The sequence below is a fragment of the Micromonospora sp. NPDC049060 genome (assembly GCF_040649055.1).
Lineage (GTDB): Bacteria > Actinomycetota > Actinomycetes > Mycobacteriales > Micromonosporaceae > Micromonospora > Micromonospora reichwaldensis.
Map to the genome: position 1 here is coordinate 107,286 of NZ_JBEZEV010000008.1, position 14,809 is coordinate 122,094.

At 73.2% G+C, this 14,809-nt stretch carries 14 protein-coding genes; 7 read left to right on the forward strand and 7 right to left on the reverse strand.

The features are described from left to right. Positions 1-14 precede the first annotated feature (14 nt). From AB0B83_RS06265 to AB0B83_RS06275, 3 genes are all read right to left on the reverse strand, one after another. A complete protein-coding gene (locus tag AB0B83_RS06265; RefSeq protein WP_357577245.1) occupies positions 15-1,667 on the reverse strand; it encodes an alpha-amylase family protein in 1,653 nt (550 codons plus the stop codon). Between the two features lie 151 nt (positions 1,668-1,818). Then, positions 1,819-2,712: a M23 family metallopeptidase gene (locus tag AB0B83_RS06270; protein ID WP_357577246.1), complete on the reverse strand. Its 894-nt coding sequence runs from the start codon at positions 2,710-2,712 to the stop codon at positions 1,819-1,821. A 118-nt stretch (positions 2,713-2,830) separates the two neighbouring features. Further along, entirely contained in the window at positions 2,831-4,423 is a 1,593-nt protein-coding gene (locus AB0B83_RS06275; protein ID WP_357577247.1) for a class I SAM-dependent methyltransferase, read from the reverse strand. A gap of 203 nt (positions 4,424-4,626) precedes the next feature. On the opposite strand from AB0B83_RS06275, the gene AB0B83_RS06280 reads away from it, so the two are divergent. The 3 genes from AB0B83_RS06280 to AB0B83_RS06290 all read left to right on the forward strand — a co-directional run bounded on the left by AB0B83_RS06280 (position 4,627) and on the right by AB0B83_RS06290 (position 6,632). Next, a complete protein-coding gene (locus AB0B83_RS06280) occupies positions 4,627-5,181 on the forward strand; it encodes a hypothetical protein (protein ID WP_357577248.1) in 555 nt (184 codons plus the stop codon). Positions 5,182-5,286: 105 nt separating this feature from the next. Then, positions 5,287-5,889, forward strand: coding sequence for a DUF1349 domain-containing protein (locus AB0B83_RS06285; RefSeq protein WP_357577249.1), 603 nt, complete (start codon positions 5,287-5,289; stop codon positions 5,887-5,889). A gap of 86 nt (positions 5,890-5,975) precedes the next feature. Beyond that, positions 5,976-6,632 (forward strand): DedA family protein, encoded by a 657-nt coding sequence (locus AB0B83_RS06290; RefSeq protein WP_357577250.1) that lies wholly within the window; start codon positions 5,976-5,978, stop codon positions 6,630-6,632. A 79-nt stretch (positions 6,633-6,711) separates the two neighbouring features. Here AB0B83_RS06290 and AB0B83_RS06295 read toward each other — a convergent pair whose 3' ends face one another. The 4 genes from AB0B83_RS06295 to AB0B83_RS06310 form a co-directional block, all read right to left on the reverse strand. Continuing rightward, on the reverse strand, positions 6,712-8,115 hold the full coding sequence (locus AB0B83_RS06295; RefSeq protein WP_357577270.1) for a cellulose binding domain-containing protein: 1,404 nt from the start codon (positions 8,113-8,115) through the stop codon (positions 6,712-6,714). A 149-nt stretch (positions 8,116-8,264) separates the two neighbouring features. After that, the gene (locus tag AB0B83_RS06300; protein WP_357577251.1) at positions 8,265-9,689 is read right to left on the reverse strand and encodes a carbohydrate-binding protein; all 1,425 of its coding nucleotides are present in this window, start codon (positions 9,687-9,689) and stop codon (positions 8,265-8,267) included. A 71-nt stretch (positions 9,690-9,760) separates the two neighbouring features. After that, positions 9,761-10,510, reverse strand: coding sequence for a membrane protein insertase YidC (locus tag AB0B83_RS06305; protein ID WP_357577252.1), 750 nt, complete (start codon positions 10,508-10,510; stop codon positions 9,761-9,763). Positions 10,511-10,603: 93 nt separating this feature from the next. Beyond that, positions 10,604-10,897: a DUF6412 domain-containing protein gene (locus tag AB0B83_RS06310; RefSeq protein WP_311413083.1), complete on the reverse strand. Its 294-nt coding sequence runs from the start codon at positions 10,895-10,897 to the stop codon at positions 10,604-10,606. A gap of 316 nt (positions 10,898-11,213) precedes the next feature. On the opposite strand from AB0B83_RS06310, the gene AB0B83_RS06315 reads away from it, so the two are divergent. The 4 genes from AB0B83_RS06315 to AB0B83_RS06330 all read left to right on the forward strand — a co-directional run bounded on the left by AB0B83_RS06315 (position 11,214) and on the right by AB0B83_RS06330 (position 14,749). After that, complete coding sequence (locus tag AB0B83_RS06315; protein ID WP_357577253.1) at positions 11,214-11,684, forward strand: hypothetical protein; 471 nt, start codon at positions 11,214-11,216, stop codon at positions 11,682-11,684. A 38-nt stretch (positions 11,685-11,722) separates the two neighbouring features. Beyond that, positions 11,723-12,070 carry a hypothetical protein gene (locus tag AB0B83_RS06320; RefSeq protein WP_357577271.1) on the forward strand — a complete coding sequence of 116 codons (348 nt, stop codon included), beginning with the start codon at positions 11,723-11,725 and terminating at the stop codon, positions 12,068-12,070. A 137-nt stretch (positions 12,071-12,207) separates the two neighbouring features. Next, entirely contained in the window at positions 12,208-13,356 is a 1,149-nt protein-coding gene (locus AB0B83_RS06325) for a glutamate--cysteine ligase (protein WP_357577254.1), read from the forward strand. A gap of 13 nt (positions 13,357-13,369) precedes the next feature. Then, a complete protein-coding gene (locus AB0B83_RS06330; RefSeq protein WP_357577255.1) occupies positions 13,370-14,749 on the forward strand; it encodes an FAD-dependent oxidoreductase in 1,380 nt (459 codons plus the stop codon). Positions 14,750-14,809 lie beyond the last annotated feature (60 nt).

Below are 14,809 nucleotides of genomic sequence, written 5' to 3' on the forward strand. Positions count from 1 at the left end.
ACGCGGCGGCCGGGTCAGAGGCCGCGACCCCGGCAGAGGCGGATCCACCGGTAGCCGTAGCCGGCCACCTTGAGCCGGTCCAGCTTGCCGACCTCGCCGTAGTTGCGGTCGGCGAGGACGTCGATGGGCAGGTCCGCCTCCGGCTCCAGCATGCTGAGGTCCACCTCGGCGTCGGTGGTGCCGAGGTTGTGCACGAAGAGCATCGTGCCGGTCCGCCCGTCGGCCCGGTGCGCCAGCACGCCCGGCGGCATGGCCACGTCGATGTGGGTGGTCGAGCCCGAGCCCACCTCGGGGGCCTCGCGCAGCGTACGGATCATCCGCTCGAACCAGGCGAGCAGCGACTTCTGGTCGCTGCGCTGGGCGGTCACGTTGACCTTCTCGTACGAGAACTCGCCCTTGTCGATCACCGGGCGGATCAGCTTCTCCGGGTCGGCCGTGGAGAAGCCGGCGTTCGGCTGGTAGGACCACTGCATCGGGGTGCGGATCGCCTCCCGGCCGGGCAGCGACAGGTCCTCCCCCATGCCGATCTCCTCGCCGTAGCGCAGCACCGGCGTGCCGCGCAGCGAGAACTGCAACGCGTAGGCCAGCTCGATGCGGCGGCGGTCGTTGCCGAGCATCGGGGCGAGCCGGCGGCGGATGCCCCGGTCGTAGATGCGCATGTTCTCGTCGGGGCCGAACTGCTCGTACACCTGGTTGCGCTGCTCGGCGGTGAGCCGGGAGAGGTCGATCTCGTCGTGGTTGCGCAGGAAGGTGGCCCACTGCCCGCCCTCGGGCAGCGCCGGGGTGTCCCGCAGCGCCTCGATGATCGGCTCCGGGTCCTGCCGGGCCAGGGCCAGCATCAGGCGCCCGTTGAGCATGAAGTCGAAGAGCATGTGCAGGCGGTTGCCCGAGCCGCCGCTGTCGGCGAAGAAGGTCGGCAGCTGGTCGGGCTCGACGTTGGCCTCGGCGAGCAGGACGGCGTCGCCCCGGCGCCACTGCACGTGCTGGCGCAGCTCGGTGAGGAACTCGAAGTCCTTCGGCGAGTTCGGGTTGCCCGGCTCGGTCAGCTCGATGATGAACGGCACCGCGTCCATCCGGAAGCCGGAGACGCCGAGCTGGAGCCAGAACGAGACGATCTTCTTGATCTCCTCGCGGACGGCGGGGTTCGTGAAGTTCAGGTCCGGCTGGAACTTGTAGAACCGGTGGTAGTACCAGGCCTTGGCGGTCCGGTCGTAGGTCCACGTCTCGTGCTGCTCGCCGGGGAAGACCATGCCCTGGTGCCGGTCGCTCGGCTCGTGGTCGGCCCAGACGTACCAGTCACGGTACGGCGAGTCCGGCGAGGAGCGGGCGGACTGGAACCACGGGTGCTCGTTCGACGTGTGGTTCACGACCAGGTCGATGATGATCCGGATGCCACGGTTCTGCGCCTGGTGCAGCAGTTCCGCGAAGTCGCCGAGGGTGCCGAAGCGCGGGTCGATGTTGTAGAAGTCGGTCGCGTCGTACCCGTCGTCGCGGTTGGGCGACGGGTGGATGGGGTGCAGCCAGAGGCAGGTCACGCCCAGCCGGGCGAGGTAGTCCAGCCGGCCGATGAGCCCCCGGATGTCGCCGACCCCGTCGCCGTCGGAGTCCGCGTACGTGTCGATGTCGAGGCAGTAGACGACCGCCTCCGAGTACCACCTGTCAGCCATGCCGGGCTAATGTCTCCGATCCCGGCTCCCCGCAAACACCGGGCCCGGCGCTCCGGGTTCCCCGGTGGCCCGGCAGGAGGGCCGGCAGCGCGACGGCCGGGCGGTGCGGGCACGACCTCGCCCGCACCGCCCGCCCGGCGGGCGCGGCCCGTCAGGTGGCGATGTCGACGTCGCCGACCTGCCCGCCGCCGGCCATCGTCAGCCACCCGGCGTGGACGCCCTGCTTGGCGAAGAAGTTCCCGCCGCCGATGAACGCGAACCAGTCGTCGCCGCCGACCGCGACGTCGCTGACCTGCCCACCCTCGGCCATGGTGAGCCACCCGCCCTGGATGCCGTCCTTGGCGTAAAAGTTGCCGCCCTGCACCCAACCGATCCGGTTGCCGGACAGCACCACCTTCGTCGCCCCACCGGCGTTGACCGCCTGCCACGACGAGTACGCGCCATCCTTCGCGTACAACACCCCCGCCGAATTCACGAACGCGAACCGGTCCGGAGCGGCCCCGGCCGGCGTCAGGTCCGGGAACGGAAGGTTGATCGGCGCGCCCTTGGTCACCGTGGCGCCGCAGGCGTACGCCAGGGCGATGTTGTGGACCGCGCCGTTGCGGCGGATCTCGAAGTGCAGGTGCGGGCCTGTCGAGTTGCCGGTGCTGCCGACGTACCCGAGCACCTGCCCCTGCCCGACCTGCTGCCCGAGCGCGACCGAGGCCGGCTGCACCATGTGCAGGTAGCGGGTCTGGTAGCCGCCGGCGTGCGAGAGCGTCACCGAGTTGCCCCCGCCGGAGGTCCAGCCGGCGAACGCGACAGTGCCCGGATAGGCGGCCCCGATCGCCATCCCACCGTTCCCCGCGACGTCCACCCCGTAGTGGTCGCTGTCGGTGGCGCCGCACCTGTTCGACAACACCCCCGTGACCCGCCCGCCCACCGGCTGGATCATGGCCCCGGTCTGCGCGGCCGCCGGCTGCGCCGGCACGAGCGCAAGTCCGCACAGGACCGCCGCGGCCACCGTCAGCGCCCGCAGCCGCCTTCCCGCTGTCTCCTTGCCCACGCCATGCCTCGCGATCTCATCGGCATCGATACAACTGCGGAAACGAGATAGACGAGACAGTCACCGGCGTCCTCCCCGCGCCCGTGCTGTGGCGGCGGGGACGTCCGGGCCGGGGCCGTCAGGTGTTGACCGGACGGCGGGCGATCAGGCGCACGTGGGTGACGGGCCAGTCGAGCGGCTCGCCGGCCGGGGTGCTGAGGGCGGCCACCGGGGCGAGGCGGTTGGTGACGATCCAGTCGTTGCGGGACGTCGCGCTCGCGGGGTCGATCTCGAATCCGACGTCGGTGAGCAGCGACTTCCAGTCGGCGTACTCCAGGCCGCAGAACTGTTCCTGCGTCTCCGACAGCCAGTTGTCGGTGTAGTCCTTGCGGGTGAGGAAGTCCATCGCCGCGCCGAGGGTCAGCTCGACCACGCCGTCCGCCCCGTCCACCGGGCGGTACGCGAACGGGAACCGGTAGTCGACCGTGAACTGGTCCAGCCGGGCCCGGGTCGACAGCGCGTCGACGTACGCCGTCACCTCACCTGCCGGCAGGGCCGCCAGGTCGGCACGCGGCGACGGCGGGTTGACGCCGTCCGTCGTGGCCAGGCGCAGGTGCACCGTCCGGTCCTGGCCGTCCGGCCCGCACACGTCGCTGTTGATCCACACCCCGCCGGGCACGGTGTGGTCGTAGAGGGCCTGCACGAACCGGCGCAGCGAGGCCATCCGCTCGCCGTACGACCAGATCTCGTGGGTCAGCGCGAAGGTCATCGTGGTGTCCACCGAGCGGGGCGCGAACACCGCCCCGCCGAGCACGTTGCGCCGATAGAAGAAGACGTTCGGGTTGGCGAAGACGCCCTGTGCCTTCTTGTGGACGCACTCCTCGAACAGGTGCCGGGCCACCTCGACGCCGATCAGGTCGCTCTCCCGCAGGGCCGGCTCCCGGTCGGCCAGTTCCAGGACGGCGCCCGCGCCGCAGCCGACGTCGACGATCCGCCCCGGTCGCACGTGCTCGCGCACCGCGTCCCACTTGCGCTGCGCGGCGTCGCTGAACGCCTCGGCGTACGTCCGGTAGTCGCGGGTGGTGGTCAGTCCGCCCTCGTCACCGACCACCGGGTCGTTCACCACGGAGCGGACCAGGTCGTCGAGCCGGTAGCGGCGGTACACGTCGACGGTGGCCGGGTGGGTGAGGTCCCGCCACGACGGGTCGTCGTCGGCCAGCCGCAGCAGGACGTCCCACGGCCGGACCGGTGTCGGCTTGACGTCGGCCTCCACCCCGGCGATCCGGAAACCGAGCCGTTCGTACATCGCGGCGACCTCCGGCGTGGAGCAGGCGACCACCGTGTCCGCCGGGGTCAGCTCCAACCCCGTGGACGCCGCGACGGTCTTCAGGGTCACCTCGGCGAACCTGTCGGTCGGTACGGTGTCGAACACCGGCACCACCACCGACCGGAGCCCGGCGAGCACGCTGAACCGTTCGATCGCCGCCTCCCGCCGGTGGTACGGGACCGGGTTGCGCCGGGTGTTCTCGTGGTTGGCCGAGGTGACGGCCCACACCACCGTCGCCCCCCCGGCGTCCTCGCTCCCGGTCGTGCCGCCCGGGTCCTCGCTCCCGGTCGCGCCGTCACCGTCGGCGAGGGGGTCGTCGCCCTGCGCCGCGAGCTGGCGGAGGTACCCGGCCTGGAAGCGGGTCAACAGGTGGTGACGGCCGGGAAAGAGCAGGTAGCGGGGCATGGCACGTTCCTAGCCGATGCCCCGGGCGCGGTGCGCGGCAGGGTGGGTGGCATCGACCCGGCTGCGGGGCCGGGAGCCCTCGGCGGAGAACGGGGACCGCCCTCGGACCGGCCCGCCGCTACATTGGAGACATCAGCAGTCAACGATCTGGGCGCAGCCCGTCCGGAGCCGGCTCCGCGTCGCGCAGCCCGGACTGGGCCGCGGTGGGCGCGATCGCCGGCGTGCTGGCCACCGTGCTCACCCTGCTCACGTACGTGCTGCCACGGGAGCCCTCCGTGCCGCCGCCGGCCCAGGGAGCCGGAGCGGGGCCGTCACCGGGGCCCGACCCGACCACGCCCGCCCAGGCCAGGCCCGACCGGACCCCGCCGGACCGGACGACCACGCCCACGGCGGACGCCACGAAGGACCACCCGGTCACCAGGACGCCGCGGCCGCCCGCCCCGGGTCGACTGCCGTCGTTGGCGCCGCTGCGACCCGCCGGCTGTGAGGAGGCGCTCGCCGTCGTCGAACGGTTCTACCGGACCTCGGGTACGACCAGGCAGAGCCGGCAGGCCGCCGCCACGACCGCGTACCAGGGCATGATGGGCGCGAGCCTTCAGGCCGAGGGCGGCGTTCACCAGGCCACGGTGGCACTGTCGCAGGACTTCTCCGAGCTGCGCTTCATCCTGTCGGGCATGGTCGCGAGCGACTACGAGGTGGTGCAGGCCAGGACTGATCGCGACGCCCAGCACCTCCGGGACGTGTGTGACGCCGGCTGACGGCACCGCCACGCGACACCGGACGACCACCCGGGCTCGCAGCCACCCGACGCGGACCGGGCCCGTGCCGGCGTCCGGGCGGGCCACGGCGGTACGGTCGCCGGCATGGGTGACGCGGAGCGACCGGTCGACTGGGCCGAGGGTGAGTGGTGGAACGAGCCGGTGCGGGTCGAGAACGGGCCGGCGGGCGAGTTGCTGGTGCAGCCGGCCGAGGGCAGCGACCTGTGGCGGCACACCTCGTACGGCTTCGTCCACGACGACGCCCCGGCGCTGCTCGCGCCGCTGCCCGCCGGCGAGGCGATGGAGGTGGCCTTCGTGCTCGACTACGGCGAGCAGTTCGACCAGGCCGGCGTGCTGGTGCGGGTGGACGACCGGAACTGGGTCAAGGCCGGGGTGGAGGTCAGCGACGGCGAGCCGCAGGTGGGCGCCGTGGTGACCCGGGAGGTCTCCGACTGGTCGGTCGCCCCCGTGCCGAGGTGGGCCGGGCGGGAGGTGACCGTCCGGGTCAGCCGCGACGGGGACGCGCTCACCGTACGGGCCCGCGCCGACGACGAGCCGTGGCGGCTGGTCCGGCTCGCACCGCTGGCCCCGGACGCGGTGGCGACGGCCGGGCCGTACTGCTGCTCCCCCACCCGGGCGGGCCTGCGGATCCGGTTCACCGGCTGGCGGCGCGGGCCGGCCGACGCGGCGCTGCACCCGGAGGGATGAACCCGGGGTGGCCCGACTCACGGGCAGGTGTGGCGGCCGGACCGCAGGGTAGATGTCTCTGATCGGACCCGGCCGAAAGGATCGCGATGGCACTCGCCGAGAACGTCGACCCGACCGAACTCGGCGGCCTGACCGGGTGGGTGGCGGGGGTGATCGACGCCGCCGGCGCCGTCGGCGTGGCCCTGCTGGTCGCCCTGGAGAGCATCATCCCGCCGATCCCTAGCGAGATCGTGCTGGCGATGGCCGGCTACCTGGCCAGCGAGGGGCGGTTCAACGTCATCCTGGTGGGGCTCGCCGCCACCGCCGGCTCCCTGGGCGGGGCACTCGTCCTCTACTGGCTGGGCGCGGCTGCCGGCGAGGACCGGCTCAAGCGCTGGCTCGACCGGCTGCCCCTGGTCGACCTGGACGACCTGGAGAAGGCCGACCGCTGGTTCGAACGACACGGCCGGTGGGCGGTGCTCTTCGGCCGGATGATGCCGGTGGTCCGCAGCCTGATCTCCATCCCCGCCGGGGCCAACCGGATGCCGCTGCCGGAGTTCATCGTGTTCACCACGCTGGGCAGCGGCATCTGGAACGCGCTCTTCGTCGGCCTGGGCTACGCGCTCGGCTCCCGCTGGCAGCAGATCGAGCAGTACAGCAAGTGGTTCGACTACGGCATCATCGCCGTCTTCGTCGTGATTATCGCCTGGTGGGTGATCAAGAAGACCCGTCGCCGCCGCGCCCACGCCGACGCCACCCCCTGACTCCCCGCCCCGCCCCGCCGCACTCCCGGGGTGGACGGGCGGCGAAGGGCAGGGAGGGATCAGGAGGGGCGGGGAGTGGTCAGGGGAGGGTGTCCAGGTGGGGGGCCACCGTGCGGGCGAAGGTGTTGCCGTTGCTCACGTCCCAGTTGACCGACCAGGTCATCGCGCCGCGGATGCCCGGGTAGGTGCGCGGCGGGCGGAAGCTGCCGCAGTTGGTGCCCCGGGCCAGGCAGTCCAGCGCCGCGTTGACCACGCTGGGCGCGACGATGCCGCCGCCGGCCGCCCCGGGACCGGCCGGCAGGCCGAGGCCGACCTGGTCCGGGCGGAGCCCGGCCTCCAGCTGGATGCAGGTCAGCGCGACGATGAAGTTCACCGTCCCCTGGGCGTACGCGGCGTTGCGGTCGCAGCCCAGCATCGCCCCCGAGTTGTAGAACTGGGTGTTCACGACGGTGAGGATGTCCTTGATGTCGAGCGCCAGCTTGAAGTAGCTGGTGGCCGGGGACTGCATGTCGATGGTCTGCGGAGCCATCGCGATGATCAGTCCGGCGCCCACCTTGGCCCGCAGTGAGCGCAGCGCCTGGGCCATGTAGGTCGGGTTGAGCCCGTTCTCCAGGTCGATGTCGACGCCGTCGAAGCCGTACCGCTGGATCAGCGCGTGGACGCTGTCGCTGAACGCGGCGGCGGAGGCGGCGTCGTTGACCGCCACCCGGCCGGTCTCGCCGCCGACGGAGATGATCACCTTCTTGCCCCGGGACTGGAGGGTCCGCACGTCGGCGGAGAAGTCGGCGTCGGTGTAGCCGCCGAGGGCGGTGGACAGGCCGGGGTCGATGGCGAAGGCGACCGCGCCGGGGGTGGCGGTGGCGTCGGCGAAGGCGACCGCGACGACGTCGTACTCGGCCGGCACGTCACGCAGCCGCAGCTCGACGGCCGGGTTGTCGAAGTTGTGCCAGTACCCGGTGAGGATGTGCTTCGGCAGGCCGGTGTTCGGCGGCGGGCTCGTCGGGGGCGGCGTGGTCGGTGGCGGGGTGGTCGGTGGTGCGGTCGTCGGCGGCGCGGTGGTGGGCGGCGCGGTGGTGGGGCTGGTGCCGCCGCCGCACGCCGCGCCGTTGAGCTGGCAGTTGGTGGGCGAGCCCGGCCCGGCGCCGAGGAATCCGAACGAGACCGAGGCGCCCGGGGCGAGGCGACCGTTCCAGGACCGGTTGGTGAAGGTGTGCCGCTGGCCCGACGAGGTCAGCAGCGCGTCCCAGTAGCTGCCGAGAGTGGTGCCGGCCGGCAGGTCGAAGGCGACGGTCCAGCCGTCGACCGTGGACCCGCCGCCGTTCGTGATCGTGTACTTCCCCTCCCAGCCCGATCCCCAGTCGGACGTCTTGACGAAGCTGGCGGACACCCCGGCGGCGAACGCGGGCATCGCCACCCACACCGCGCCGAGCGCCGCCACCACCGCTGTGACCAGCGAGAACACCAGAGATCTAGGTCTTTTCACGACACCCTCCACACCCGGACGCCATCCATCGGCATCGACATTGACGCCTATTATTAGGAGTGTTAACTGTTTCTGTCCAGAGCAGGCCGACGGAAGGAGCCCCCGGCAACGGCCGGGGGCTCCACGGGACTCAGCGGGCAGGAGCAGGCTCAGCGGCGGAAGGTGAACCAGTTGACGTTGACGAAGTCGGCGGGCTGCCCGCTGCTGAAGGTCAGGTAGACCGTCCGGCGGCCGGTCGGGCCGGCGACGTTGCCGGGAACCGAGCGCCAGCTCTGCCAGCCACCGGTGTTCCCGATCGCGAAGCTGCCGATCGTCGGGCCGGTCGGGCTGTCCAGCCGCACCTCCACCAGCCCGCTGACCCCGCTCGCCGCGCCGGAGGCGACGCGGGCGACGAAGTCGCGTGGCGGGGTGGCCCCGAACTCCACGTTGTCGAACCGCACCCAGTCGCCGTTGCGCAGCGCGCCGATGTTCTGCCCGCCCTCGGCGCACGCCTCGACGAGCACCCCGTTCTGCGCGTTGAACGACTCCGCCTGGATCGTCGCGTACGCGTCGCGCACCCCACCGGGCGGCGGCGTCGTCGGCAGCGGGGTCGTGGGCGGAGGCGTGGTGCCGCCACCCCGGCTGTACACCGCCACGTAGTCGACGAGCATCGGACGGCCGGGGACGGTGGCGGCGGTCGGCGTGGCGCCACCGGCCACCCCGTTCGGGAAGGCCCCGCCCATCGCCACGTTGAGCAGCAGGAAGTAGCCGGCGTGGCTGGTCATCTGCGACCAGTACGGCTCGCCGACCCGGGACTGGCTGACCGAGTGGTAGAGCTGGCCGTCGACGTACCAGCGCAGTTGCTGCGGGCTGGCCGAGGCGTCCCACTCGAACCGGTAGGTGTGGAAGGCCGACTGGCAGGTGCTGCCGGGGCAGGCCCGGGACGCGCCAATGCCGTTGAACTCGTCGCACGGCCCGCCGGGGGCCACGCCGCAGTGCAGTACGCCCCAGACCGAGTTGATGCCGTTGACGTTCTCCATCACGTCGAACTCGCCGATGCCCGGCCAGTTCTGGTAGTTGCCCCGGTACGGCGAGCCGAGCGCCCAGAACGCCGGCCAGTAGCCGGACGCCTGGGCCCCGGTGACGTTCGGCATCTGGATGCGGCCCTCGATGGCCAGCACGCCGCCGGACGGCGGCTTGAAGTTGCTGCGCACGGTCTCGATCCGGGCCGAGGTCCAGCGGCCCGAGCCGTCGCGCAGCGGGGTGATCCGCAGGTTGCCGCCGCCGTCGTGACTGACGTTGGCGGTGCTGTTGGTGTACGTCTGGATCTCCCCGGTGCCCCAGTTCGGCGGGCCGCCGGGATAGCTGGTGCCGGTGTCGATGATCCAGTTGCCGGCGGACGGCAGCGTGCCGGCCGCACCGGTGAAGTCGTCGCTCCACACCAGGCTCCAGCCGGGCGCGGGCGCCGGGACGGCGGCGTTCGCGGTCACGGTCGTGCCGACCAGCGCGGTCGCGGCGGCGGTGAGGAGGGCCAACGCCAGGGTCAGCCGGCGTCGCGGGGGCAGGGCGGCGGGCGCCGCCGGGGCATGTGTCATTGACGTGCCTCTCTGCGGGGACGGGCGAGAGAGCGCTCTCACAGGAGTTGTACGTGCCGGCTCCGCAGATGTCAACGCTCATCGATGCGGGCCGGCTCGGGCCGTGGGCGGCGCAGCACCGCCTGCTCCCCCGCCGACCAGGCGGTGGTGGTGACCAGGTAGATCACCGCGGCCAGCGGCAGCACCAGCGCCACCAGCACCGTCGTGTACGGCAGCAGCGGCAGCAGCCGGCCGAGCACCGCTGCGCCGGGCCCCTCGGTCGGCGTACCGGCCACCGTTCCCGTCGCCGCCGCCGCGCGCCGCATCCGTCGCGACGTCCACCAGGCGAGAACGAGCAGGGCCGCCAGCAGGGCGCCGAACAGCGGCAGCGCGCCGCCGACCGCCCCGTCGCCGAGGTGGTGGCCCAGCGGCACACCGGCCAGGCGCTCGGCCAGCAGCCCGGTGCCGCCCTCGGCGGTGGTGAAGAGCCGGTACATCACCAGCAGGAACGGGGCCTGGAGCAGCAGCGGCAGGCAGCCGGCCACCGGGCTGGCGCCGTTGGCCCGGTAGAGCGCGAACAGTTCGCCCTGCAACCGGGTGGGGTCGTCCGCGTACCGCCGCTGAAGCTCGCGGACCTCGGGGGCGAGCGCCGCGCGGCGCCGCTCCCCGCGGACCTGCATGAGGGTGAGCGGCGAGATCAGCAACCGGACGACGACGGTGAGGGCGACGATGGCGGCGGCCGTGGCCGCGTCGCCGGCCAGCGGTTCCAGCAGGGTGGTGAACCAGGTGAGCGCGCGGCCGGCGGCGCCGACGGCGGCGTGCAGAGGTGCGAAGGCGAGCATGGGTGACCCCTCGGTCCGATTCCGGGTGCCGGTCCGGCGGGAAGGCGGGTCGCCGGACGGGCGGATGGCGGCGGAATCGGCCGCGCGGCGGTGCTACGCGGCCGAGGGGAACGGCCCGGGCGCGCGGGGACGGGGACGCCCGGCGGCGTCCGGGTCGACCTGCCGCGGCACCCGACGGCGGCGGGCCCGGGCCCGCAGGGCGGCGGCACGGCCGGCCCGGGGCGTGTCGACGACGCCGGCCGCGTGCGCCGCGAGCGCGACGGCGAGCAGTGCCACCGCGGCGAGCGCGGCCCCGGCGAGCAGCCCGGCCGGGCGGTCGGCGAGCAGGGTCAGGTGGGCGAGGGCGTACGCCCACGTCCCCAGCACGATCCCCAGCAGCCCTGGCACGCCGACCAGCCTAGGACCCGCTGTCACGCCACCCGGCCCACTTCGCGCAACGAGCCCCCTGCACCCGCTCTGACCTGCGCTTATACGACAGGTCCGGGGTGGACGGAGGCGCGGCGGAAGTGGTACGACTTGGGTGCGTCGACAGCCGACGTCGGTGTGTCGTCCTTCTCGGTCACCGGTGTGCTTCCGCGTCGTCGGGATGCCACGCCGAACCGGGCGGTGGGAGCGGGTCCTCCCGGTACACCGTCGGCACCGGGCGCCCGCCCCGGCCGACGGGCCGCCTCGACGAGGTGGCGGGCCATTCTGAGGAGCTGCCGTGCCCCACAACCGAATCCGATCGAGGCACCAGCCCTTCGAGATCGCCATCATGGCGACCGCCCCCGTGTGCGGGGTCCTCCTGATCGTCCTCGACGCCCGGCCGCAGTCGGTGGAGATGGCCATGCCGGGACCCATCCAGGCGGGGTGGGAGTCGGGCCTCATCGTGGCCGGCGTCGCCGGGCTGCTGGGCGTGCTCTGGCCGGGCCGGCTCTCCACCGGCCTCGGCATCGAACTCGCGTCGGTGCTCGTGCTGGGCACGATCACCGGCATGCACGCCGTCGCCCTGGCGGTGGTCGCCGGCGCGCAGGGGGTCGCGGCGATGGCGTTCATCGTCGCGGTGGCCGTCGGCTCCGTGTGGCGCGCCGTCCAGATCGCGCTCGACCTGCGCCGGCTGGCCCTGGCCGGTCAGGCCACCCGGTTGGCCGGGGTGGACGTCGGGGGCACCTTCTCCGCCAGGGGTGGGCTGTGAACACCACGGCGCCGGCCGCCCCGCACTGGGTGCAGGTCCTGCTCTCGGTCCTCGGCGTGCTCGGGGGGACCGGCGGCCTCGCCGTCATCGCCACCGTCATCGTGCAGCGGGGCAAGTTCAAGGCGGACGCCGCCGACACCCTCACCGACGCCGCCCTCACGCTGGTGCAGCCGCTGCGCACCCGGGTCGCCGAGCTGGAGGAGGCCGCGCTGCTCGCCCGGGCACAGCTCGACTCGGCCCGCGAGCAGGAACGGCAGTTGCGGGCGACGGTCTGGGACCTGCGCCGGACCCTGGACCGGTGGCGGGAGGCCATCCTGGCCCCGGACGCCACGCTGCGCCGCGTCCGCGCCCTGGTGCGCGACGGCGCGGACCGCGGGTCACGGTGACCCGCGGTGTGATCGCCCTTGCGGGTACGCGGTGGGCGACACGCCGGGGCGCGTTTCTCCGCCTCCGCACGGTGGGTAACCACTGACCGACCCCGCGCGGACGGACCGCTGCCGGGCGCGAACGGACGGTGGTGACGATGACCGGCCAGGTGGCGGAGGCTCCGAGCGGTACGGCCGAGGGGACCGACCTGCTCACGGTGGGTGTCGAGGAGGAGTTCCTGCTCGTCGACCCGCACACCGGGGCCGCGGTGCCCGCTGTCGACCTCGTCATGGAGCAGGTGCCGCCCGAGCTGCGCGGTCAGGTGGAGCGGGAGTTCCAGACCAGCCAGATCGAGATCGGCAGCCCGCCCGGCCTGGAACTCTCCTCGATCCGGCACTCCCTCGGCGTGCTGCGGGCCGCGCTCGCCGACGCGGCCGAGCGGGCCGGCGTACGGCTGCTCGCCATCGGCACCGGGCCGGTCGACGGTCCCGTGCCGCCGGTGGTCGACAAGCCCCGCTTCGACCGGATGATCGAGCGGTTCCGCCTGCTGGTCCCCGGCCCCGGCAACAACGGCATGCACGTGCACGTCGGGGTGCCCGACCCGGAGACCGGCGTGCAGGTGCTCAACCACGTCCGGCCCTGGCTGCCGGTGCTGCACGCGGCCACCACCAACTCCCCCTTCGCCAGGGGCGAGGACACCGGGTACGCGAGCTGGCGGTCGGTGGAGTGGGAGCGCTGGCCGTCGGTGGCGCCCACCCCGTACCTGGAGTCCCACGAGCACTACGAACGGCTGATCCGGCAGTTGATCGCCAGCGGCGTGATGCTCGACGAGGGGATGCTCTACTGGTACGCCCGCCTGTCGGCCAAGTACCCGACGGTGGAGATCCGCATCGGCGACGTCTGCCCGTCGGTGGACGACGCGGTGCTCGTCGCCGCGCTGGTCCGGGCCATGGTGGCGACCGCGATGGACGACATCGCCGCCGGGCGGCCGGCCCTGCGTACCGACCACCACCTGCTGGTCGCCGCGCACTGGCGGGCGGCCCACGACGGGCTGGAGGGGGACGGCGTCGACCTGACCGACGGCGAGCTGCGGCCGGCCTGGGAGCTGTTCGACCAGCTGATCGAGCGGCTGCGCCCGGCGCTGGAACGGCACGGCGACCTCGACGAGGTGACCGGGCTCGTCGCGGGGCTGCGCCGGCACGGCACCGGGGCGGCCCGGCAGCGCGCCGTCTTCGCGCGTACCGGCAGGCTCGTGGACGTGGTGGAGGACGTCGCCCGGCAGACCCGTGGCGCGGGCCGCTCGTGACAGGATGGTGAACGTGGCGCAACGGCTGATCGTCATCGGTGGGGACGCCGCGGGAATGGCGGCGGCGTCGCAGGCGCGACGCCGGCGGGACCGCGGCGACCTGGAGATCGTCGCCTTCGAGCGGGGGCACTTCACGTCGTACTCGGCGTGCGGCATCCCGTACTGGATCAGCGGGCTGGTGCCCGAACGGGACCAGTTGATCGCCCGCGATCCGGAGACGTTCCGGGAGAAGTTCGACATCGACGTCCGGCTCCGGCACGAGGTGACCGGCATCGACCTCGACCGGCGCGAGGTCGTCGCGCGGGACCTCGAAGGCGGCGGCGAGGTCCGGGAGCGTTTCGACACCCTGATGTACGCCACCGGGGCGGTGCCCAAGAAGCCCGGCTGGGCGGACACCGACGCCGGCGGGGTCTTCGGGATGCAGACCCTCGACGACGGCGCCGCGCTGCGCGACTGGCTGGACGCCGAGCCCCGGCCGCGTCGGGCGGTGGTGATCGGCGGCGGCTACATCGGCGTGGAGATGGCCGAGGCGCTGATCCAGCGCGGGCTCGCCGTCACCCTGGTCGAGCAGGCCGAGCAGCCGATGGCCACCGTGGACCCGGACATGGCCGAGCTCGTCACGGACGCGATGCGGGGCATCGGCGTCACCATCCGCACCGGCCTCGGGGTGACCGGCCTGGAGGAGACCGACGGCCGGGTGTCCGCCGTGGTCACCGCCGAGGGCCCCATCCCCACCGACGTGGTCGTCCTCGGTCTGGGCGTACGCCCCAACACCGCGCTCGCGGAGGCGGCCGGGCTGCCGCTGGGCACCACCGGCGGCATCCGGGTGGACCGCAGGATGCGGGTGCAGGGAGTGCCGGACGTGTGGGCCGCCGGCGACTGCGTGGAGACGGTGCACCGGGTGACCGGGCTGCCGGTGCACGTGCCGCTGGGCACCCACGCCAACAAGCAGGGCCGGGTCGCCGGCATCAACATCGGCGGCGGGTACGCCACCTTCGCCGGGGTGATCGGCACCGCCGTCACCAAGGTCTGCGACCTGGAGGTCGGGCGCACCGGGTTGCGCGAGAAGGACGCCGCGGCGGCGGGGTTCGAGTTCGTCTCGGTGATCGCCGAGTCGACCAACCGCGCCGGCTACTACCCGGGCGCCCGGCCGATGACGGTGAAGCTGATCGCGGAGAAGCCCAGCGGGCGGCTGCTCGGGGCGCAGATCGTGGGCTGGTCCGAGGCGGCCAAGCGGATCGACACCCTCGCGGTGGCGCTGTGGAACGGCATGACGGTGGACGACATGACCGCGCTCGACCTGGGCTACGCCCCGCCGTACGCCCCGGTCTGGGACCCGGTGCTGATCGCCGCCCGCAAGGCCGTCGACGCCCTGGCCGCCGTCGGCCGCTGAGCGTCAGGTATGCGGAAGGGCCCCTTCCTGTCGCGTACGCGATGGGAAGGGGCCCTTCCT